The organism is Microbacterium sp. SS28 (assembly GCF_022761035.1).
GTDB lineage: Bacteria > Actinomycetota > Actinomycetes > Actinomycetales > Microbacteriaceae > Microbacterium.
Window position 1 is genome coordinate 409,849 of record NZ_JAKWJP010000004.1, and the last position, 20,102, is coordinate 429,950.

The 20,102-nt window shown below is 71.2% G+C and carries 15 protein-coding genes; 8 read left to right on the forward strand and 7 right to left on the reverse strand.

Going from position 1 to position 20,102, the window contains the following annotated elements; all coding sequences use genetic code 11:
• Positions 1 to 118 precede the first annotated feature (118 nt).
• The 5 genes from MJ607_RS13525 to MJ607_RS13545 all read right to left on the reverse strand — a co-directional run bounded on the left by MJ607_RS13525 (position 119) and on the right by MJ607_RS13545 (position 5,026).
• A complete protein-coding gene (locus MJ607_RS13525; RefSeq protein WP_243076119.1) occupies positions 119 to 931 on the reverse strand; it encodes an energy-coupling factor transporter transmembrane protein EcfT in 813 nt (270 codons plus the stop codon).
• An 83-nt stretch (positions 932 to 1,014) separates the two neighbouring features.
• A complete protein-coding gene (locus MJ607_RS13530) occupies positions 1,015 to 2,910 on the reverse strand; it encodes an ABC transporter ATP-binding protein (RefSeq protein WP_243076120.1) in 1,896 nt (631 codons plus the stop codon).
• A gap of 73 nt (positions 2,911 to 2,983) precedes the next feature.
• The gene (locus MJ607_RS13535; RefSeq protein WP_243076121.1) at positions 2,984 to 3,535 is read right to left on the reverse strand and encodes an ECF transporter S component; all 552 of its coding nucleotides are present in this window, start codon (positions 3,533 to 3,535) and stop codon (positions 2,984 to 2,986) included.
• Between the two features lie 146 nt (positions 3,536 to 3,681).
• A complete protein-coding gene (locus MJ607_RS13540) occupies positions 3,682 to 4,698 on the reverse strand; it encodes a pirin family protein (RefSeq protein ID WP_243076122.1) in 1,017 nt (338 codons plus the stop codon).
• 10 nt (positions 4,699 to 4,708) lie between these two features.
• Positions 4,709 to 5,026, reverse strand: coding sequence for a GNAT family N-acetyltransferase (locus tag MJ607_RS13545; protein ID WP_243076123.1), 318 nt, complete (start codon positions 5,024 to 5,026; stop codon positions 4,709 to 4,711).
• Between the two features lie 173 nt (positions 5,027 to 5,199).
• On the opposite strand from MJ607_RS13545, the gene MJ607_RS13550 reads away from it, so the two are divergent.
• The 6 genes from MJ607_RS13550 (at position 5,200) to MJ607_RS13575 (ending at position 15,148) form a co-directional block, all read left to right on the forward strand.
• Positions 5,200 to 6,150, forward strand: coding sequence for an SGNH/GDSL hydrolase family protein (locus tag MJ607_RS13550; protein WP_243076124.1), 951 nt, complete (start codon positions 5,200 to 5,202; stop codon positions 6,148 to 6,150).
• A 69-nt stretch (positions 6,151 to 6,219) separates the two neighbouring features.
• Positions 6,220 to 8,853, forward strand: coding sequence for an RNA helicase (locus MJ607_RS13555; protein ID WP_243076125.1), 2,634 nt, complete (start codon positions 6,220 to 6,222; stop codon positions 8,851 to 8,853).
• 97 nt (positions 8,854 to 8,950) lie between these two features.
• The gene (gene recQ, locus MJ607_RS13560) at positions 8,951 to 10,918 is read left to right on the forward strand and encodes a DNA helicase RecQ (protein ID WP_243076126.1); all 1,968 of its coding nucleotides are present in this window, start codon (positions 8,951 to 8,953) and stop codon (positions 10,916 to 10,918) included.
• A gap of 168 nt (positions 10,919 to 11,086) precedes the next feature.
• Positions 11,087 to 12,790 carry a formate--tetrahydrofolate ligase gene (locus MJ607_RS13565; RefSeq protein WP_308193838.1) on the forward strand — a complete coding sequence of 568 codons (1,704 nt, stop codon included), beginning with the start codon at positions 11,087 to 11,089 and terminating at the stop codon, positions 12,788 to 12,790.
• Between the two features lie 35 nt (positions 12,791 to 12,825).
• A complete protein-coding gene (locus MJ607_RS13570) occupies positions 12,826 to 13,308 on the forward strand; it encodes a glutathione peroxidase (RefSeq protein ID WP_243076127.1) in 483 nt (160 codons plus the stop codon).
• A 58-nt stretch (positions 13,309 to 13,366) separates the two neighbouring features.
• Complete coding sequence (locus MJ607_RS13575) at positions 13,367 to 15,148, forward strand: glycoside hydrolase family 3 protein (RefSeq protein ID WP_243076128.1); 1,782 nt, start codon at positions 13,367 to 13,369, stop codon at positions 15,146 to 15,148.
• A gap of 82 nt (positions 15,149 to 15,230) precedes the next feature.
• On the opposite strand, the gene MJ607_RS13580 is transcribed toward MJ607_RS13575, so the two are convergent.
• Together MJ607_RS13580 and MJ607_RS13585 are read right to left on the reverse strand one after the other, a co-directional pair.
• Positions 15,231 to 16,508, reverse strand: coding sequence for a GNAT family N-acetyltransferase (locus MJ607_RS13580; RefSeq protein WP_243076129.1), 1,278 nt, complete (start codon positions 16,506 to 16,508; stop codon positions 15,231 to 15,233).
• A 1-nt stretch (position 16,509) separates the two neighbouring features.
• Positions 16,510 to 17,004, reverse strand: a complete 495-nt coding sequence (locus MJ607_RS13585; RefSeq protein ID WP_243076130.1) for a GNAT family N-acetyltransferase — start codon at positions 17,002 to 17,004, stop codon at positions 16,510 to 16,512.
• A 234-nt stretch (positions 17,005 to 17,238) separates the two neighbouring features.
• On the opposite strand from MJ607_RS13585, the gene MJ607_RS13590 reads away from it, so the two are divergent.
• Positions 17,239 to 19,341: an acyl-CoA dehydrogenase gene (locus MJ607_RS13590; RefSeq protein WP_243076131.1), complete on the forward strand. Its 2,103-nt coding sequence runs from the start codon at positions 17,239 to 17,241 to the stop codon at positions 19,339 to 19,341.
• An 86-nt stretch (positions 19,342 to 19,427) separates the two neighbouring features.
• Entirely contained in the window at positions 19,428 to 20,000 is a 573-nt protein-coding gene (locus tag MJ607_RS13595) for a DNA-3-methyladenine glycosylase I (protein WP_243076132.1), read from the forward strand.
• Positions 20,001 to 20,102: the final 102 nt, after the last annotated feature.

The window sequence follows — 20,102 nt, forward strand, 5'->3', positions numbered from 1 at the left end:
GCGGGATCCTTTCGTACGAGCGCGACGCCGCGAGACTTCGCTCGTGTCCGTTCGCGACGGCGTTTCGATGACAGAGGTGACGTCTCGCGAGTCTGTCGTGCTGTCGCGCGAGAGGGCGTCACGCGAGACCCCACGGGAAGAAGAGCCAGAAGAGCAGAGTGGATGCCGCGAGGAACAGCACCGCGAAGACGGTGTCGCGCACGCGCCACGGCACGAGGTGCCGCTCGGTGCGATCGGGGTAGGCGCCGAAGGCGCGCGCGTCCATCGCGAGCGCGACGCGCTCGGCGTGCCGGATCGCACCCGCCAGGAGCGGCACGATGTACCCGCCCCAGCGCGCGATCGCGGCGAACGGCCCGCGCCCGCCATGGGTGCCGCGCACGCGGTGCGCCTGGCGGATGACCTCGAGCTCGTGCCCGAACCGCGGCACGAAGCGGAACGCCGCGAGCGCCGTGTATCCGATCCGGTACGGCACGCGCAGCTGCTGCACCATCGAGCGCGCAAGGTCGGGGCCCGTCGTGCTGAGACCCGAGATGAGCGACAGTGCCACGATCGCGGCGAGCCGCAGCGCCGTCGAGAACCCGATCTGCAGCATCCCGCCGTAGAGCGTCCACGACCCGATCTGCAGCACGACGACGCTCTGGTCGACGCGCGACGGGTCGGTCCACACCGAGAAGCCGACGCCGATCGCGGCGACCGCGACGGGCAGTGCGACGAAGAGCATGAGGGCGAGCCGCCGCGTGAAGCGCACGCCCACCAGCAGCACGGCGTACGCGAGGGCGACGAACGCGAGCGGGGTCGCGGCATCCCGGACGAAGACCAGCAGCACCATCGCGGGCGCCGGGCCCGCGAGCTTCGTGAGGGGATTGAGCCGGTACAGGAAGCGGACGGCGGACGCCGCCGGACCCTCGGCGTAGGGGTCGAGGGTCCCCACGCCTCCTCCAGGCGCCGCTGGCGCGGCCCCCGGAGCCTCTCGGCGCGTGGGCCCGTCCCCGCGCGACGTGCTCTCGAGCTGGGTCATGCCGCACCTGCCCCGGGAAGGTCCGCGAGCCGTGCGATGCGGGAGAGCTCGGGATGCCGCGTCAGCCCGTGCAGCGCGCGCCGCAGGGGCGGCAGCCGCAGGCCGGCGCGCTCGACGAGGTCGGCGTCGGCGAAGACGTCGGCCGTCGATCCCTGCGCGATGACGCGCCCCTCGGCGAGGACGACGGTGCGGTCGGCGTGCTCGGTCACGAGCTGCATGTCGTGGGTCACGACGAGGATCGTGGTGCCCTCGTCGTTGAGCTCGCGCAGCAGCCGGAGCAGCTCGTCGGCCCGGGCGCGATCCTGGCCGAACGTGGGCTCGTCGAGCGCGAGGACGGGCGCGCCCGCGACGAGGGCCGTGCCCACGGAGAGGCGGCGCTTCTGGCCGCCGGAGAGCAGGAAGGGGTGGGATGCGGCCTTGGACGAGAGGCCGAAGCGCTCGAGCACGTGCTCGGTGCGCTCGCGCACCTCGGCGTCGGGCAGGTGCCGCAGCCGCAGGCCGTGGGCGAGCTCGTCGTACACGGTGTGGGCGATGAACTGGTGCTCGGGGTTCTGGAAGACGAAGCCGATGCGCGACGACAGGGTGCGGGCGTCGGCGCGCCCGACGTCGAGACGGTGTCCTGAGCCCGTCGAAGGGTCGCCGAGGTGCACCGTCCCGCGCGGCGGGGTCACGACGCCTGCGATCGCCTGGATGAGGCTCGTCTTGCCCGCGCCGTTTGCTCCGACGATCGCGACGAACTCTCCTGCGTGGACGTCGAGGTCGATGTCGTGGAGAACGCGCGTGCGGCCGCGGTGGAGGGTGAGTCCGCGGACGGTGATCGCCGGGGTCGAGCCACTCACGGTCGACGAGCCCGCTGCGGTCCTCGAGCCACTCACGGTGCCCGAGCCGGGGGCGGTCGCCGAGCATGCCGAGGGGTTGTGGTGCGACGCTTCGGCAGGCTCCGCGACGGGGTGTGGCCCGGCGGCCGGCGTGGGGCCGGCGGCAGAGGGAGCCTCGACCGCCTCGAGGGCGTCGTGAAGCTCGGCGGGCGTGAGCGGCAGGGGGTCGAGCGCGTAGCCGGCCGCCCGGAGGCGCAGGGCCGCGAGGGTCGAGGTCGGCAGCCACACGCCGAGGTCGTGCAGCTCTTCCGCGCGGCGGCGCAGCACGTCCCCGGCCGGGCCGTCGGCGACGAGACGGCCGTCGTGGTCGAGCACGACGACCCGGTCGACGAACCCGACGGCGGCGTCGAGGTTGTGCTCGACGAGCACGATCGCCCGGTCGCCGGCGGCCACGAGGTCGGCGAGCGCGGCATAGACCTCGTCGATGCCGCGCGGGTCCAGGTTCGCGGTCGGCTCGTCCAGGACCAGCAGCGGCGAGCCCATCGCGAGCGCACAGGCGATCGCCAGGCGCTGGCGGCCGCCGCCGGACAGCCGGTCGGGGTTCTCGCGCCGCCGCTCCCACAGCCCGACGCGGCGCAGCGCCGTCTCGGCGCGCGCGAGCACGTCGTCGACCGGCATCCGGAGGTTCTCGGGACCGAAGGCGACCTCGTCGAGGACCGTGCCGGTGACGAGCTGGGCGTCGGGGTCCTGGAAGACCATCCCGACGCGCGTCGAAAGCGTCGCAACGGTCGCGGTGGACGTGTCGATGCCGTCGACGAGCACCGTGCCCTCGACGGTCGCGGGGACGGCGTGCGGGATGAGCCCGTTCAGCGCGAGCGCGAGCGTCGACTTGCCGGATCCGCTCGGACCGAGGATGAGCACGACCTCGCCCACGCGCACCTGGAAGGTCGCCGCGGCGGGGGTCGCGGCATCCGCGCCCTCATGCGTGATCGCGAGATCCCGCACCGCGAGGAGCGGGGGTGCTTCGGCCTCCGCGGAGAGCGCGGCAGAGGTGTCGCGTCGCGGAGCGGTCACGGTCATCCAAGCGGGGGAGGGCTACTGAGTCTCCCCTAACTTAGCCTGCCCTAACCTCCGGCGCGAAGCGGAATCAGCGCTGGGCGCCCCGCGCGACGCCCGCACGGCGCAGCGCCGCCCCGATGCCGAGGCCCGCCGCCGTCCATGCGACGGGTCCGAGGACCGCGACGGCGAGGTAGACGATCTGCGCCCACGGCGCGAGCGCCGACAGGTGAGCCGCGAAAGCCACGACGACCGCGACGAGCGCGCCGATGATGAGCGCCGAGATGAAGAAGCGCCAGGCCTGCCACACGCGGTAGCGAGTGAGCGCCGCGACGATCTCCTGGATGCCGCCGAAGAGGATGGCCGTGCCGATGAACCGGAACGCCCACTGCGGAGCCATCGCGCTCGCGACGAGAGCCGCCACGACGTGCGAGATGAGGGCGACCCACGGGCGTCGGATGAGCTCCTGCGCGATGATGCCCGGCAGGACGTGCGCGCCCAGGATGAAGCCGTACAGGATGGGCGCCGTCGCGAGGACGACGGGGGTCAGCCAGCCGGCGACGCCTCCCAGGACTCCTGTCGCCACGCCGATCGCGGCGCAGGTGAGCAGGACGCTCGTCGAGAGCCGGGTCGAGGAAGGCACCCGATCAGCGTAACCGCAGGCGTTATGGGTTTCTCATCTGAAGGCATTCCACCGGCCCGCGGACGCGCGCTAGGGTGAACGCGTTGCGCGCCAATGATGCCGCGCAACGTTTTATTTCCGGCGCTTCCCGAGAGCGACCGGATGCCTCAGACCCGGCGTCTGCGCTGCGTGAGCCGCACGGCGGGGAGTGGCGGCGCGGGAATCCGCACGTCGCCGTGCCCTTCCACGCGGCCGAACCGGTCGCTGCGGGCCTCCCACTCCTCGCGCGCTTCGACGATCTCTTCATGCGAGCGGCCGACGAAGTTCCACCACATCACGATGTCGTCCTCGAACGGCTCGCCGCCCAGCACGAAGAGCGTCGCACCGTCCGGCGCCGAGATCTCGATCGCCTCGCGATGGATGCCGAGGTACAGCAGATGGTGGCGGTCGAGGTCGACGGAGGACTCCGCCTCCGACGTCGCGGCATGCACGACGACCGTCCCCTCGACGCCGACGAGCGCATGCTCCCACGCGGGATCGAGCGGGAGCCGCACGCGCGAGCCCGCCGGAATGCGCAGCTCGGCGCCCACGATGGGCGTGTACGCGGTCGCGGGGGAGTCGACGCCCCCGAGGGAGCCGAGCACGACGACCGCCTCGCCGGGCTCGCCCGCCGCTTCGCCGGACCCGCCGGTCACGGCCGGCACGGCGAGCCGGGGCAGCGCCTCGTGCCGCTCGAACGCGGGTGCGCCGTGGCGCCGCGATTCGGGCAGCGCGACCCACAGCTGCAGCGCGTCGAGCGGCACGTCGCCCTCGCCGAGGGAGTACTCCGAGTGCGAGATGCCGGCCCCGCTCGTCATGAGATTGAGCGCCCCGCGCGACACGTCGACGTCGCTGCCGATCGAGTCGCGGTGACGCACATCGCCGACGAGAGGCCACGTGACAGTCTGCAGTCCGATGTGCGGATGCGGCTCGACGCGCATCGTCGTGACCTGCGGCCCGAAGCGGTCCAGGAAGCACCACGCTCCCACCATCGGGAGGTCGCGCTGCGGCAGCGTGCGGTGCACCTCCATCGCGCGGATGCCGCCGAGCGGCACTTCGCGCGACTCGAGCAGGAGCGCGCGAGGCCCGTCGCACGCCGTCGCCGCGGCGGGCTGCTCGGGCGCGTCCACGTCGAGTCGCGTCATCCGTCGATCCTCACTCCGGGTTGGCGTGCTCGGGCCACTCCACCGTGAGTCCGGGCACGTCGTTCCTGCGAAGATACGCCGTCACGACGGGGCAGTGGGGCACGACAGTCTCGCCGCGGGCCGCGACATCCGTCATCGCTTCCGCGACGAGAGTCTGTGCGAGTCCGCGCCCCCGGAACGCGGGGTCGATCTCGGTGTGCGGGAAGTTCAGCCGCCCCTGTTGATCGATGCGGAACATCGTGAAGCCCACGAGGAGCTCGCCGACGCGCAGCTCGTAGCGGTGGGTCGTGTCGTTGCGGGTCACCGTGGTGTGGTCGAGGTCGCTCACAGGGGTCCTTCCGTCCGTCACCTCACCGTAGGTCCGCGGCGGCCTGTCGCGCCACGCGACCCACTGTCGTTCGTGCGCCGACAGGTCTATCCTCGGCGCTATCTCGCGTGCTGGGGAGCCGCGGGGGTGCACTGGGGAGCGGGCCGTCGGCTCGCGCGATTCAAAGGGGAATCATGAAACGACGCATCATCGCCGCGCTCGCGGCACTGGGGCTTACGGCGACGATGGCGGTGGGGCTCGCACCGGCCGCTCAGGCGGCGGATCCCGTCGACTACGTGGCTCTGGGCGACTCGGTGGCCGGCGGAAACGGCCTGCTGCCGTACATCGCCGATGACGGCTGTCTCCAGTCCAAGAAGAAGTCGTACCCGATGCAGCTCGCCAAGAGCCTCGGGCTCTCGGCCGTCACGCGCGCGTGCTCGGGGGCGTCGACCCTCGCGGTCGGCACGGTCCAGCTGCCCGCAGCGGTGGCCTCGGGCGCGCTCGGGCCGGCGACAGAACTCGTGACCCTCACCGTGGGCGTCAACGACGTGCAGTGGGCGGGAGGCAGCTGGGGTTCGGCCGTCATCGCCTGCAGCAACGAGATCAACCCCATCGACTGCAGCACGGCGCTGTATCTCGCGCTGGGATCGCTGACGGCCCTGCCGGGACTGACGCCGCCCGCCGTCCCGCTGAATGACAGGATCACGATGCTGGTCGGCGCGATCCGGGCGGCCGCGCCGAATGCGGAGATCGTGGTGACGGGCTATCCGTTCTTCTTCGGGGACTTCACCGGGACGTGCGGGACGGGTCTGCTCGACCGGCCCGAGGCGGGGATCCGCACGCCGCTCACCTACAGCCCTGACGAGGCGCAGCAGGTCGACCAGGCCACCGGCGTCGCGAACGGCCTCATCGCGCAGGGAGTCCTCGCCTCGGGCGACCCGAAGGCGCTCTACGTCGACGTCAACGGCGCCGTGCCGGGCGTCGCGAGCTTCGACGGTCACGGCTTCTGCGACACGGGAGACGCCTGGATCAGCGGCCTTATGCCGTCCACGGCCAAGCCCGTCGATCGCGGATTCCACCCGAACGCCCCGGGTCAGGCGGCGTACGCGGCGATCATCGCGCAGGCGCTTGCGCTCGCGCCCTAGGCCGCGACCGCGGTTCTCTCGGGTCTGTCAGGGTCGGAGCCCGCACTCCGTCCCTGGCAGACTCGGGTCATGCCGCTCACACTGCTGGATGCCGTGCCCCGCGGTGCGGATGCGGATGCCGCCTATGCGGGCTTCGTCGACTGGGCCCTGGACCGCGGCCTCACGCTCTACCCCGCGCAGGACGAGGCCGTCATCGAGATCGTGTCGGGGGCGAACGTCATCCTCTCGACGCCGACCGGCACGGGCAAGTCGCTCGTCGCGGTCGCGGCACACGCCTTCGCGCTCGCCCACGGCGGACGCAGCTACTACACGGCGCCGATCAAGGCGCTCGTGAGCGAGAAGTTCTTCGCCCTCGTCGACATCTTCGGCGCCGAGAGCGTCGGCATGGTGACGGGCGACTCGTCGGTCAACCCGGACGCGCCGATCGTGTGCTGCACGGCCGAGATCCTCGCGAACCTCGCGCTGCGTCAGGGGCCGGACGCCGCGGTCGACCAGGTCGTGATGGACGAGTTCCACTACTACGGCGACCCCGACCGCGGCGGGGCCTGGCAGATCCCGCTCCTGCTCCTGCCGCGCGCGCAGTTCATCCTCATGTCGGCGACCCTCGGCGACGTCGCGACGATCGCCGAGGACCTCGAGCGACGCACGGGCCGTCCCGTCGCGCGCATCACAGGAGTCGAGCGGCCCGTGCCGCTCAACTTCTCGTACGCGCGGACACCCGTGCACGAGACGGTCGAAGAGCTGCTGCAGACGGGGCAGTCGCCCATCTACATCGTGCACTTCTCGCAGGCGGCCGCGATGGAGCGGGCGCAGGCGCTGTCGTCGATCAGGATCGTGAGCCGCGAGCAGCGCGACGAGATCGCCGAGGCGATCGGCGGCTTCCGGTTCACGACGGCGTTCGGCCGCACCCTCTCGCGGTACGTACGCGCGGGCATCGGCGTGCACCACGCGGGCATGCTGCCCCGCTACCGCCGGCTCGTCGAGACGCTCGCGCAGCGGGGGCTCCTCCGGGTCATCTGCGGCACCGACACGCTCGGAGTCGGCATCAACGTGCCGATCCGGACGGTGCTCGTGACGGCGCTGTCGAAATACGACGGACAGCGGATGCGGCAGCTCAGCGCGCGCGAGTTCCACCAGATCGCGGGGCGTGCGGGTCGGGCGGGGTTCGACACGCACGGGAACGTCGTGGTCATGGCGCCGGAGTGGGAGATCGAGAACTCCGTCGCGCTCGCGAAAGCCGGCGACGACCCCGCCAAGCGCCGCAAGATCGTGCGCAAGAAGGCGCCGACGGGCGTCGTCAACTGGGGCCTCGGCTCGTTCGAGCGTCTCGTGGAGGCCGAGCCCGAGCCGCTCGTGCCGCAGCTGCAGCTCACCGCCGCGATGCTCATCAACGTCATCGCGCGCGGCGGCGACGTGTTCGCGAACGTCCGCGCGCTCGTCCGCGACAACCACGAGCCCGCCGCCCGCCAGTTCGCGCTCGCGCGACGGGCGCTCGCGATCTTCCGCACGCTGCTCGCGGCGGACGTCGTGGAGGTGGATGCCGCGACCGGCGAGATCCGGCTCACGGTGGATCTGCAGCCGAACTTCGCGCTCAACCAGCCGCTGTCTCCGTTCGCGCTCGCCGCGATCGGCCTGCTCGACCCGGACGATTCCGCGGGCGCGGCATCCCGCCCGCCCTCTTCACCCGGACGATTGCACGATATTCGGACCGATGAGGCGGATCCATCCGAATTCGGTGCAATCGTCCGAATGGCGGGGGGTTCGGGGAGCGCAGTGAAAAGCGCCGGCACTGGCCACTACGCGCTCGATGTCGTGAGCGTCATCGAGGCGACGCTCGACGACCCGCGGCCCGTGCTTGCGCAGCAGCAGTTCAAGGCGCGCGGCGAGGCCGTCGCGGCCATGAAGCAGGAGGGCCTCGACTACGACCAGCGGATGGAGGCGCTCGAGGAGGTCACGCACCCCAAGCCTCTCGAAGAGCTGCTCGCGCAGTCGTACGAGGTGTTCGCGTCGAGCCAGCCGTGGATCCGCGACTTCGAGCTGTCGCCCAAGTCGGTCGTGCGCGACATGTTCGAACGCGCGCTGTCGTTCTCCGAGCTCATCTCGCTCTATCAGCTCGCCCGCAGCGAGGGACTCGTGCTGCGCTACCTGAGCGACGCCTACCGTGCGATCCGCCAGACCGTCCCGGTCGAGGCGCAGACCTCCGACCTGCTCGACCTCGTCGAGTGGCTCGGCGAGCTCGTGCGGCAGGTCGACTCGAGCCTCGTGGACGAGTGGGAGGCGCTGATCAATCCGGTCTCGGATCCCGAGGCTCCCGTCGTGCCGCCCGCCCCGCCGTCCGTCCTGACGAACCGGCGCGCGTTCCTCGTGCTCGTGCGCAACGAGCTGTTCCGCCGCGTCCAGTTCGCGGCGCTGCAGAAGGACGACGAGCTCGTCGCGCTGGACCCCGACGTCGACTGGCCCGCCGCGCTCGACGCCTACTTCGAGGACCACGACGTGCTCCTGACGGGAGGCCCGGCGCGGTCCCCGAGACTCGTGACGATCGATGAGACGGATGCCGCGGCATCCGGAATCTGGAAGCTCGAGCAGACGCTCGACGACCCCGCCGGCGACCACGACTGGCGCATCCGCGGCGAAGTCGACCTCGCGGCGTCGGAAGAGGCCGGAACCGCCGTCGTGCGGATCACGGAGGTCGTGCGGCTCTGACCCCGGCTGCTCGCCGGCGGCATGCGGCGGGAGTCGGGATGTCTCATCCGCTCCTCCCCAGGCGGGAGCGTCCGCCGCCGCGGCTACCCTGGGACGAGTGAGCATTCCGCAGGGCGACCCGTACGCCGACCTCGAATGGGCTGCGGACGACTTCGCCCCGCCGCCCGACGAGTTCGAGCCTCCGCCCGACTACGCGTGGGGTGCGCCGGGGCCCGTCGCACCTGCCGCGCTCGCGCCCCGCGCGCGTGACTTCACGGGCGTACCGGCGCGCGAGATCCTGCGCGAGGTGTTCGGCTACGACGACTTCCGCGGCGACCAGGCGGATGTCGTCGACCACGTCATCGGCGGCGGCGACGCCGTCGTGCTCATGCCGACGGGTGGCGGCAAGAGCATCACGTACCAGGTGCCGGCGCTCGCCCGACCGGGCACGGGACTTGTCGTGAGCCCCCTCATCGCGCTCATGCACGACCAGGTCGACGCCCTCGTCGCGAACGGCGTGCGGGCCGCGTACCTCAACTCGACGCAGGGTCCGGCCGAGCGGCAGACCGTCGAGCAGGCCTTCCTCGCGGGCGAGCTCGACCTGCTCTACGTCGCTCCCGAGCGGCTGTCGGCCGCCGCGACGACGTCGCTGCTGCAGCGCGGGCGGCTCAGCGTCATCGCGATCGACGAAGCCCACTGCGTCTCGCAGTGGGGCCACGACTTCCGCCCCGACTACCTCGCGCTCGGCGATCTCGCCGAGCGCTTCCCGGGCGTTCCGCGCATGGCGCTCACGGCGACCGCGACGCGCGAGACCCACCGCGAGCTCACGCAGCGGCTCGACCTGCCGACGGCGCGGCATTTCGTCGCGAGCTTCGACCGGCCCAACATCCAGTACCGCATCGAGGCCAAGAACGAGCCGCGCAAGCAGCTCGTCTCGTTCATCCGGTCGATCGACGCGGGCTCCGGCGCCGGAATCGTCTACGCCCTGAGCCGCAAGTCGGTGGAGCAGACTGCCGAGTACCTGCGCACGCAGGGCATCGACGCGCTGCCGTACCACGCGGGTCTCGATGCCTCCCTCCGCGCCGCGAACCAGTCGCGGTTCCTCCGCGACGACGGCGTCGTCATGGTCGCGACCATCGCGTTCGGCATGGGCATCGACAAGCCCGACGTCCGGTTCGTCGCCCACATCGACCTGCCGAAGTCCGTCGAGGGCTACTACCAGGAGACGGGTCGCGCGGGCCGCGACGGCGACCCCGCTGTCGCATGGATGGCGTATGGTCTCGGCGACGTCGTGCAGCAGCGCCGGCTCATCGATCAGAGTCCCGGCGACCGCGGCTTCAAGACGCGCCTCGGACAGCACCTCGACGCGATGCTCGCCCTGTGCGAGACGGTGGGATGCCGTCGGCAGAACCTGCTCGGATACTTCGGTCAGGACTCCACGCCGTGCGGCAACTGCGACACGTGCCTGCAGCCGCCCGAGACGTTCGACGGCACCGTCGCGGCTCAGAAGCTCATGTCGACGATCGTGCGCCTGCAGCGCGAGCGCAACCAGGCGTTCGGCGCAGGCCAGCTCATCGACATCCTGCGCGGCAACAAGACGGATCGCGTCACGCAGCAGCGCCACGACGAGCTCAAAACCTTCGGGATCGGGGCCGACCTCTCGGAGCAGGACTGGCGCGGCGTCGTGCGGCAGCTGCTCGCCACGAGCCTGCTCGTCGCGCGCGGCGAGTACGGCACGCTCGCGCTCGGCGACTCCGCGAGCGACGTCCTGCGCGGCGAGAGGCAGGTGCTGCTGCGCCGCGACGTGCTCGGACGCCGCGGGCCGACGTCGGTGCGCCGCACCACGGTGTCCGAGGCCGTCGACCCGGGGGATCGCGACCTCTTCGAGGCGCTGCGCACGTGGCGCGCCTCGGCCGCACGCGAGCAGGGTGTTCCCGCCTACGTCGTGTTCAACGATGCGACGCTCCGCGCGCTCGCGGCGTCCCGGCCGTCGTCGTCGGCAGACCTCGACGGCATCTCGGGCATCGGCGCGAAGAAGCGCGAGACCTACGGCGAGGCCGTGCTCGCGGTGATCGCCGCGGCGTAGCCCTCTTCGGGCGCCCCGCCCCGGGTCGCTGGGCCTGCCGAGGCGTCGCCGTCGCTCGGGCTCGACCCCTCGGCAGGCTCGGGGACCGTGGAGCCGGCGCGCGGACGGCGGGGTGGCCCGGGACCACGCTTTAGGCTGGCCCCGTCGACGGTGACGAGCGGAGGACCAGTGGGGCTCAGCAACATCGAGATCGCCCAGGGCGCGCAGATGCGGCCCATCGCGCAGATCGCGGACGGCCTCGGCATCCCCGAGGAGAGCCTCGAGCCGTACGGGCGCCACAAGGCGAAGGTCTCGCTCCGGTTCCTCGACTCGATCGCCGACCGCCCGACGGGCCGGCTCGTGCTCGTGACTGCCGTGTCGCCCACGCCGGCGGGCGAGGGCAAGACGACGACCACGGTGGGGCTCGGCGACGCGCTCACGCGGATCGGCGAGCGCGCCATGATCTGCCTCCGCGAGCCCGCCCTCGGACCGGTCTTCGGCATGAAGGGCGGCGCGGCCGGCGGCGGCTACGCCCAGGTCGTCCCGATGGAGGACATCAACCTGCACTTCACGGGCGACTTCTCGGCGATCGCCGTCGCGACGAACCTCCTCGCCTCGCTCATCGACAACCACATCCACCAGGGCAATGCACTCGGCATCGACCTCCGCCGCATCACGTGGCGCCGCGTGCTCGACGTCAACGACCGCGCGCTGCGCGACGTCGTCGTCGGGCTCGGCGGGCCGGGCAACGGGTATCCGCGCGAGTCGGGCTTCGACATCGTCGTGGCGAGCGAGGTCATGGCGATCTTCTGCCTCGCGACAGGGCTTGCCGACCTCAAGCAGCGCCTCGGCGACATCGTCATCGGGCACACGCGCGACCGGCAGCCCGTCTACGCGCGCGACCTCGAGGCGCACGGGGCGATGGCCGCGATCCTGCGTGATGCGCTCGCCCCGAATCTCGTGCAGACGCTCGAGCACACTCCCGCGTTCGTGCATGGCGGCCCGTTCGCGAACATCGCGCACGGCTGCAACTCGGCGATCGCGACGCAGTCCGCACTGCGCCTCGCCGACATCGTCGTGACCGAGGCCGGCTTCGGGGCCGACCTCGGCGCCGAGAAGTTCGTCGACATCCTGTGCCGCTCGACGGGGCTGCGCCCCTCGGCGGCCGTCATCGTCGCGACCGTCCGGGCCATGAAGTACCACGGCGGCGTCGAGGTCGCCGATCTGCCGACCGAGGACGTCGCGGCGCTCGAGCGCGGAACCGTCAACCTCGTGCGGCACCTCACCACGGTGCGCGACACGTGGGGGATCCCCGCCGTCGTCGCGATCAACCACCGTCAGGAGGACACGGATGCCGAGACGCAGGCCCTCGTCGCCGCCGTCGAGCGGGCCGGCGCGAGGGCCGTCGTCGCCCGCCACTTCGCGCAGGGTGGCGCCGGCGCCGAGGAGCTCGCCCGCGAGGTCGTGCGGCTGTGCGCCGAGCCCTCGGAGCACGCCGAGCCCGCTCAGCCACGGGGCGGACTGCACTTCACGTACCCGGATGACGCGACGCTCTGGGAGAAGATGCGCATGATCGCGACACGCGTATACGGGGCATCCGACATCACCGCGTCGACCGCCGTCCGTGCCCAGATCAGGCGACTCCAGGATGAGGGGTACGGACACTATCCCGTCTGCGTCGCCAAGACGCAGTACTCGTTCTCGACGGATCCGAAGCTGCGCGGGGCGCCGTCGGGGCACGTCGTCGACATCCGCGAGGTCCGGCTCGCAGCGGGTGCGCGCTTCGTCGTCATGGTCTGCGGCGACATCATGACGATGCCCGGTCTGCCCGCCGTCCCGGCCGCCAACACGATCGACGTCGACGACGACGGGCGGATCACCGGCCTGTTCTAGGAACACCGGACACCTATCTCCGGTTGAATCCCGGTATGACCCTCCAAGACATCCCGTTTCAGACGATGGACGGCGAGACGCAGACGCTCGCCGACTACGACGGCAAGCTGCTCATGATCGTCAACGTCGCGTCGCGGTGCGGCCTCGCGCCGCAGTACGAGACGCTCGAGCGTCTGCAGCGTGAGTACGGCGAGCGCGGCTTCCAGGTGCTCGGCTTTCCGAGCAATCAGTTCCTGCAGGAGCTCGGCAGCAACGACGCCATCAAGGAGTACTGCTCGATGACGTACGGCATCTCGTTCCCCGTGCTCGACCGCGTCCGGGTCAACGGCCGCAAGGAGCACCCGCTGTACACCGAGCTGAAGAAGGCTCCGGATGCCGCCGGCAAGGCCGGTCGCGTCACGTGGAACTTCGAGAAGTTCATGGTCACGCCCGACCGCGAAGTCCTGCGATTCCGCCCGCACACCGAGCCGGACGACCCCGCCGTGATCGCCGCCCTGGAGGTCAACCTCCCCGGCTGAGGCCCTCCTCGCACGCTCGCACTAGAAAACCTAGCGCTATTCGGTTTATGCTGACAGCATGAGCAACGACGCCGTGACCACCGCCGACCTCGACACGCGCTACCGCGACTCCTCGCTTCCCATCGACGAGCGCGTCGAGATCCTGCTGGCCCAGATGACCGTCGCCGAGAAGGCCGGGCTGTTCTTCCACACGATGATCGCGATGGGTGAGGGCGGCGAGCTGTCCGAGGGTGACCCCGTCTTCGGCATGGCCTCGAACGCCGAGTACGTCGTCGGGCGCTCGATGACGCACTTCAACCTGCTCGGCATCGCGCCGACGGCAGGCGACATCGCGCGCTGGCAGAACAAGCTCCAGGAGCTCGCGGCATCCACTCGTCTCGGCATCCCCGTGACGATCTCGACCGATCCCCGCCACGCGTTCAACGACAACCCCGGCGCGTCCTTCTTCGCGGGTCCCTTCTCGCAGTGGCCCGAGCCGCTCGGCCTCGCCGCGACGCACGATGCCGCACTCGTCGAGAATTTCGCCGACATCGCGCGCCGCGAGTACACGGCGGTCGGCATCCGCGTCGCACTGCACCCGCAGGTCGACCTCGCGACCGAGCCGCGGTGGGCGCGCCAGCTGCAGACCTTCGGCGAGGACGCCGACCTCGCGGGCGAGCTCGGCGCCGCATACGTGCGGGGGTTCCAGGGCGAGGCGTTCGGCGAGGGCTCGGTCTCGACCATGACGAAGCACTTCCCGGGCGGAGGTCCGCAGAAGGACGGCGAAGACCCGCACTTCGACTACGGCCGCGAGCAGGTCTACCCCGGGGGTCAGTTCGAGCTGCACCTCAAGCCCTTCGAGGCCGTGTTCGCCGCCGGCGGACGCCAGATCATGCCGTACTACGGCATGCCGATGGGCACCGAGTACGAAGAGGTCGGGTTCGGCTTCAACAAGTCGGTGCTCACGGGCCTGCTGCGGGAGCGATTCGGCTTCGACGGGATCGTGTGCACCGACTGGGGCCTCATCACCGACCAGCCGATCATGGGCCACGACTTCTCGGCCCGCGCGTGGGGGGTCGAGCACCTCACGCCCGCTGAGCGCATGATCAAGGTGCTCGACGCGGGCGCCGACCAGTTCGGCGGCGAGCACGACCCGAACCTGCTCATCGCGCTCATCGAGGACGACCAGGTCAGTGAAGAGCGAGTGGATGTCTCGGCACGCCGCCTGCTGCGCGAGAAGTTCCTGCTCGGCCTCTTCGAGAACCCGTACGTCGACGCCGAGGCGGCCGACGACATCGTCGGCTCGGCCGAGTTCCGCGCGGCCGGCGAGGCGGCGCAGCGCGCCTCGATCGCCGTGCTGACCAACCGCGACGCCCTCCTTCCGCTCGCCGGATCGCCGAAGCTCTACGTCGAAGGCATCGACGCCGAGACGGCCGGCCGTTACGGCGTCGTGGTCGAGACGCCGGAAGAGGCGGATGCCGCGATCCTGCGCCTGCACGCGCCGTTCGAGCAGCGCGACACGATGTTCGAGAACTTCTTCCACGCGGGATCGCTCGACTTCGGAGGCGAGACCATCGCGCACGTGCGGGAGGTCGCGTCGGACGTCCCCACGATCGTCGACGTGTTCCTGGACCGCCCCGCGATCCTCGGACCGATCGCCGAGGCCGCGCACGCCGTCGTCGCGAACTGGGGAGTGAACCCCGGTGCGCTCCTGGATGTGCTGACGGGCGCCGCACCGGCGACGGGCCGGCTGCCGTTCGACGTGCCCTCGTCGATGGCCGCGGTCGAGGCATCCCGCCCCGACGTGCCGTTCGACACGGCCGACCCGCTCTTCCGCTTCGGCCACGGCCTGACGCTCTGACTCACAGCGTTTCGTCTCGCTCGACGACCGGGGAGAGCGTGGCTCAGCGACCGGGAGGCGCGGCTCGGCGGCACAGAGCGGCTCAGTAGCCGGCGGCCCCGGCTGCCGGCGGGTAGGAACGCACCCACGCCACCCGGAAGCGGTGCGGCAGGGCCGCGGCATCCCGAGCCCCGTCCTCGGGCGGGAACTCGTACACGTCGAGCATGAGCTGCACGGGGTAGTCGATGCTCTGGGCGACGGTCTTGACCCAGCGCCCGTCGATGAAGAACCGCAGGCGCTCGGCCGTCCACTCGACGGCGTAGTCGTGGAAGGCCGTGAGGTCGCCCTCGACCCGCACCTTCTCGAAGTCCTCCCGTAGGCGGGGGTCGTTCTGCGGCTTGACCCCAACCCCGACCCATCCGCCGTCGTCGTCGAGCTCGGACCCGAAGATCTCGGCGATGCAGATCTCGCCGCAGTCCTCGGGACGCTCCTCGAAGCCGATCGGCCAGAGCGCGACCATGACGGACGGATGCCGCACCGCGGCCAGGCGCGCCTCGATGACCCCGCCGCGCACCAGCCAGCCGCGGAATTCGGGCTGCTCCTCGCGCACGACGAGCCCGGGGCGGAAGCGGTGCTGCCCGACTCCTGAGCCCGCAGGCCCCGAGTACTGGCCCGTCTGGACGTGCGAGACGCGCAGGTCGCCGTCGAGGTCGGGCGCCCACGGCGGCGTGTCGTCGTCGATCCGCAGCGCGAGTCCGTCCGGGTCGAGGTCGTATCGTGCGGCCGTGCGCTCACGGGAGGACCAGTGCGGCGTGTAGTGCCGCGACCAGCGCGAACCCTCGAGCGTCTCGAACCGCTCCTCGACATCGGGCGCGCGGCCCGCGAGGTCGAGGGGCGACATGTCGAGCTCCCAGACGTGGAAGGTCAGCTCGCCGCCGCGCCACGGCATCGTGCGCGTGGCGGTCAGGGCGAAGCCCGCGCGCCGGCACAGGGCGTTCGACCCGGGGTTCTCCACTCCGGGGTACGCCACCAGGAGGTCGCGCTCGCCGTCGGCGCGCACGTCGGTGATGAGCCGGCGCAGCGCCTCGCTCGCGACGCCCCGGCCCTGCCACGGCGGTTCGATCGCCCAGCCCGTCTCGTAGGCGGGTCGGCCGTCGTGCTCGACGCGCCACCACCCGATCGATCCCGCGGGAGCCCCGTCGACGTCGACGCGGAACATGTGCGCCTCGTCCGATTCGCCCAGTCGCAGGTAGCGCGCGTGCCGCTCGACGACCTTCTCGTGCGCCTCGGGGCCTCCGATGTGCCGCGTCATTTCGGCCGTGTTCGCCCGCTCCAGCACGGGAAGGTCATCGGTGCTCCAGCGGTGCAGTGTCACGCTCATGTCAGTCGATCATCCAGATGTCGACCTCGACGTCGCCGTCGTCGGACGGGAACACCCCGGTGCCGCGATGCGCGAACCCGACCCGCAGACAGAGGGCTCGGGATGCCGCGTTGCCGACCTGCCCGTATCCGACGACAGGCCGCGGATCGCTCTCGCGCGCGAGGGCGATGACGCGCCGCACCGCCTCCGTCGCGACGCCGCGCCCCTGCCACCCGGGCTCCACGGCGCAGCCGACCTCCCACACGGGCTCGCCCTCGTGCTGCTCGCTCCACCAGCCGGCGTACCCGGCCGGCTCGCCGTCGACCTCGACGCGGAACATCGCGCCCTCGCCCGTCTCGGCGAAGGCGACGTACTCCGCGTGCCGGGCGACGAGATCGTCGGGCGATTCGACGCCGCCGAGGTACTCGGTCATCGCGACCGAGTTCGCACGCTCGAGCACTGCGAAGTCGACGTCCGACCACGGCACGAGCGTCATCTGCAGGGCGGCACGACTCATCACGCCGCGAGTCTAGGCCGAGCCTCCGACCTCGCGGCGGGTCCCGATCCGGCGGACTCGACGCGACCGACGAAACCGTCGACCGAGGGCCTGGATGTCGGGACCGCACAACCGCGCTCACCCACGGCCGCCGCTCATTTTGTGAACAAGCGCTAACCGTGTTGGAGGGACGTTGTGGAAGTTCTACCGTGAAAAACGACTCCGTTCCCCCCTTCACCCGAGAGGTGATGTGCCATGGCCGACGCCGCCGTCCGTTCCAAGAAGCCCGCCACGAGCAAGCGCACGCCCGCCGGCGGAGCGCCCACCGCACCGCACACCGCGGCCGAGGCATCCGACCCCCGCATCGATCTCGATGCCGTCACGAACCTGCTCCTCGGAACCTGGGCCGACGCGCGCCGCGAAGCGCGCGAGATGCTCAAGGATCCCGCGTTCCACCGCGTCGACGACCTCGGCATGGACGAGCACCGCGAGCGTGTGCTGAGCCAGCTGCACCTGCTCGTCGAGAACGGCACGGTCCACCGGGCCTTCCCGAAGGAGTACGGCGGCGAGGACAACAACGGCGCGAACATCGCGGGCTTCGAGGAGCTCGTGACGGCCGATCCGAGCCTGCAGATCAAGTCGGGCGTGCAGTGGGGCCTGTTCGGGTCGGCCGTGCATCAGCTCGGCACGAAGGAGCACCACGACAAGTGGCTGCCCGGCATCATGAGCCTCGAGATCCCCGGCGCGTTCGCGATGACCGAGACGGGACACGGATCGGATGTCGCCTCCATCGGCACGACCGCGACCTACGACCCCGAGACCGAGGAGTTCGTCATCCACACGCCGTTCCGCGGCGCCTGGAAGGACTACCTCGGCAACGCGGCGCTGCACGGCATCGCGGCGACGGTCTTCGCGCAGCTCATCTCGAACGGCGTGAGCCACGGCGTGCACTGCTTCTACGTGCCGCTGCGTGACGAGGACGGCGCCTTCCTGCCGGGCATCGGCGGTGAGGACGACGGCCTCAAGGGCGGGCTCAACGGCATCGACAACGGCCGCCTGCACTTCGACCACGTCCGCATCCCGCGCACGAACCTGCTCAACAAGTACGGCGACGTCGCCCCCGACGGCACCTACACGAGCCACATCTCGAGCCCCGGCCGCCGCTTCTTCACGATGCTCGGAACCCTCGTCCAGGGGCGCGTCTCGCTCGACGGGGCAGCCGCCTGGGCGTCGGCCCTCGGCCTCTACATCGCGACGACCTACGCGAACCAGCGGCGCCAGTTCTCGTCGGGCACGGGAACCGACGAGGTCGTGCTGCTCGACTACGCCAAGCACCAGCGGCGCCTGCTGACGCGGCTTTCGACGACGTACGCGACGATCTTCGCGCACGACGAGTTCCTGAGGAAGTTCGACGGCGTCTTCAGCGGCAAGGCCGACAGCGACGCCGATCGCGAAGACCTCGAGACGCTGGCGGCGGCCCTCAAGCCGCTGTCGACGTGGCACGCGCTCGACACGCTGCAGGAGGCGCGCGAGGCGTGCGGCGGCTCCGGGTTCCTCGCCGAGAACCGCCTCGTGGGCCTGCGCGCCGACCTCGACGTCTACGTGACGTTCGAGGGTGACAACAACGTCCTGCTGCAGCTCGTCGGCAAGCGCCTCCTGGCCGATTACGCCAAGCAGTTCACGGGGAAGGATGCCGCGTCCCTCGCCCGCATCGCGCTGGGGCACACCGCCGGCAAGGTCTTCCACGGCGCCGGGCTGCGTCAGTTCGGCCAGACCGTGACAGACCGAGGATCGATCGCGCGCTCCGTCGAGCTCGGCCTGCGCGCCGACCAGCAGCACGAGCTGCTGTCGGGCCGCGTGCAGCAGATGGTCTCGGACATCGCGGGACGCCTGCGCCCCGCCGCGAAGCTCTCCAAGGCCGAAGCGGCCGCGCTCTTCAACGCCAACCAGTCCGAGCTCATCGAAGCGGCGCGGGCGCACGGCGAGCTGCTGCAGTGGGAGGCCTTCACGGATGCCGTCAACGCGGTGACGGACGAAGGCAGCCGACAGGTCCTGGGGTGGCTGCGCGACCTGTTCGGGCTGACCCTCATCGAGAAGCACCTCGCGTGGTACCTCATCAACGGCCGGCTCTCGACGCAGCGCGCGGCATCCGTCGCCCGCTACATCGACCGTCTGTGCGCACGCCTGCGTCCGCACGCGCAGGACCTCGTCGACGCGTTCGGCTTCGCGCCCGAGCACGTCCGCGCGCCCATCGCGTCGGGCGCCGAGCTCGCGCGGCAGAACGAGGCGGCTGCGCACTATGCGGCGCTCGCGGCATCCGGAACCGCTCCCGTCTCGGAGAAGAGCCTCAAGAAGTAGGGCGATTCGCACGAACCGGGTCCTCGTCCGCAGCGCCGAGGACCCGGTTCGAAACGCGAGTCGGTGACCCGCCATAGGCTGAGGCGATGAGTGTGCGCATCGGACCGGACGGGGTCGCGCGCTGCGCGTGGGTCGGCGACGACGACGAGTACCGGCGGTACCACGACGAGGAGTGGGGGATGCCGCTCCACGGCGATCGCGCGCTGTTCGAGAAGCTCAGCCTCGAGGGGTTCCAGGCGGGGCTGTCGTGGATCACGATCCTGCGCAAGCGCCCGCGCTTCCGCGAGGTGTTCGCGGGGTTCGAGCCGGAGGCCGTCGCGGCGTTCGAAGCGCCGGACATCGAGCGGCTCATGGGCGACGCCGGCATCATCCGCAACCGCGCCAAGATCGAGGCGACGATCTCGAACGCGCGGCTCGTCATGGGCCTCGACGAGGGCGAGCTCGACGCGCTCCTGTGGTCGTTCGCCCCGACGGAGCCGCGCGAGCGGCCGCAGGGGTTCGGCGACATCCCGGCGACGACTCCCGAGTCGGTCGCGGCGTCGAAGGCGCTCCGCAAGCGCGGCTTCCGCTTCGTCGGACCGACGACGATGTACGCCCTCATGCAGTCGGCGGGCATGGTCGACGACCACGTGGTCGGCTGCCACCGCGCGACGGACTGACCGCCCGACGTCGCCTCACCCCGTTTCGGGGGCGGACTTCGGGGTGGGGTGAGTTGGTGTCGGGTGGGTCGTGGCGATGCGGCGTCGCCTCACCCCGTCCGA

Bases quoted from the DNA above. Each gene is read 5' to 3' on its own strand.
- MJ607_RS13540 (WP_243076122.1), bottom strand. From the start codon at position 4,698: ATGACGCGACTCGACGTGGACGCGCCCGAGCAGCCCGCCGCGGCGACG.
- MJ607_RS13550 (WP_243076124.1), top strand. From the start codon at position 5,200: ATGAAACGACGCATCATCGCCGCGCTCGCGGCACTGGGGCTTACGGCG.
- MJ607_RS13555 (WP_243076125.1), top strand. From the start codon at position 6,220: ATGCCGCTCACACTGCTGGATGCCGTGCCCCGCGGTGCGGATGCGGAT.
- MJ607_RS13570 (WP_243076127.1), top strand. From the start codon at position 12,826: ATGACCCTCCAAGACATCCCGTTTCAGACGATGGACGGCGAGACGCAG.
- MJ607_RS13575 (WP_243076128.1), top strand. From the start codon at position 13,367: ATGAGCAACGACGCCGTGACCACCGCCGACCTCGACACGCGCTACCGC.
- MJ607_RS13580 (WP_243076129.1), bottom strand. From the start codon at position 16,508: ATGAGCGTGACACTGCACCGCTGGAGCACCGATGACCTTCCCGTGCTG.
- MJ607_RS13585 (WP_243076130.1), bottom strand. From the start codon at position 17,004: ATGAGTCGTGCCGCCCTGCAGATGACGCTCGTGCCGTGGTCGGACGTC.
- MJ607_RS13590 (WP_243076131.1), top strand. From the start codon at position 17,239: ATGGCCGACGCCGCCGTCCGTTCCAAGAAGCCCGCCACGAGCAAGCGC.
- MJ607_RS13595 (WP_243076132.1), top strand. From the start codon at position 19,428: ATGAGTGTGCGCATCGGACCGGACGGGGTCGCGCGCTGCGCGTGGGTC.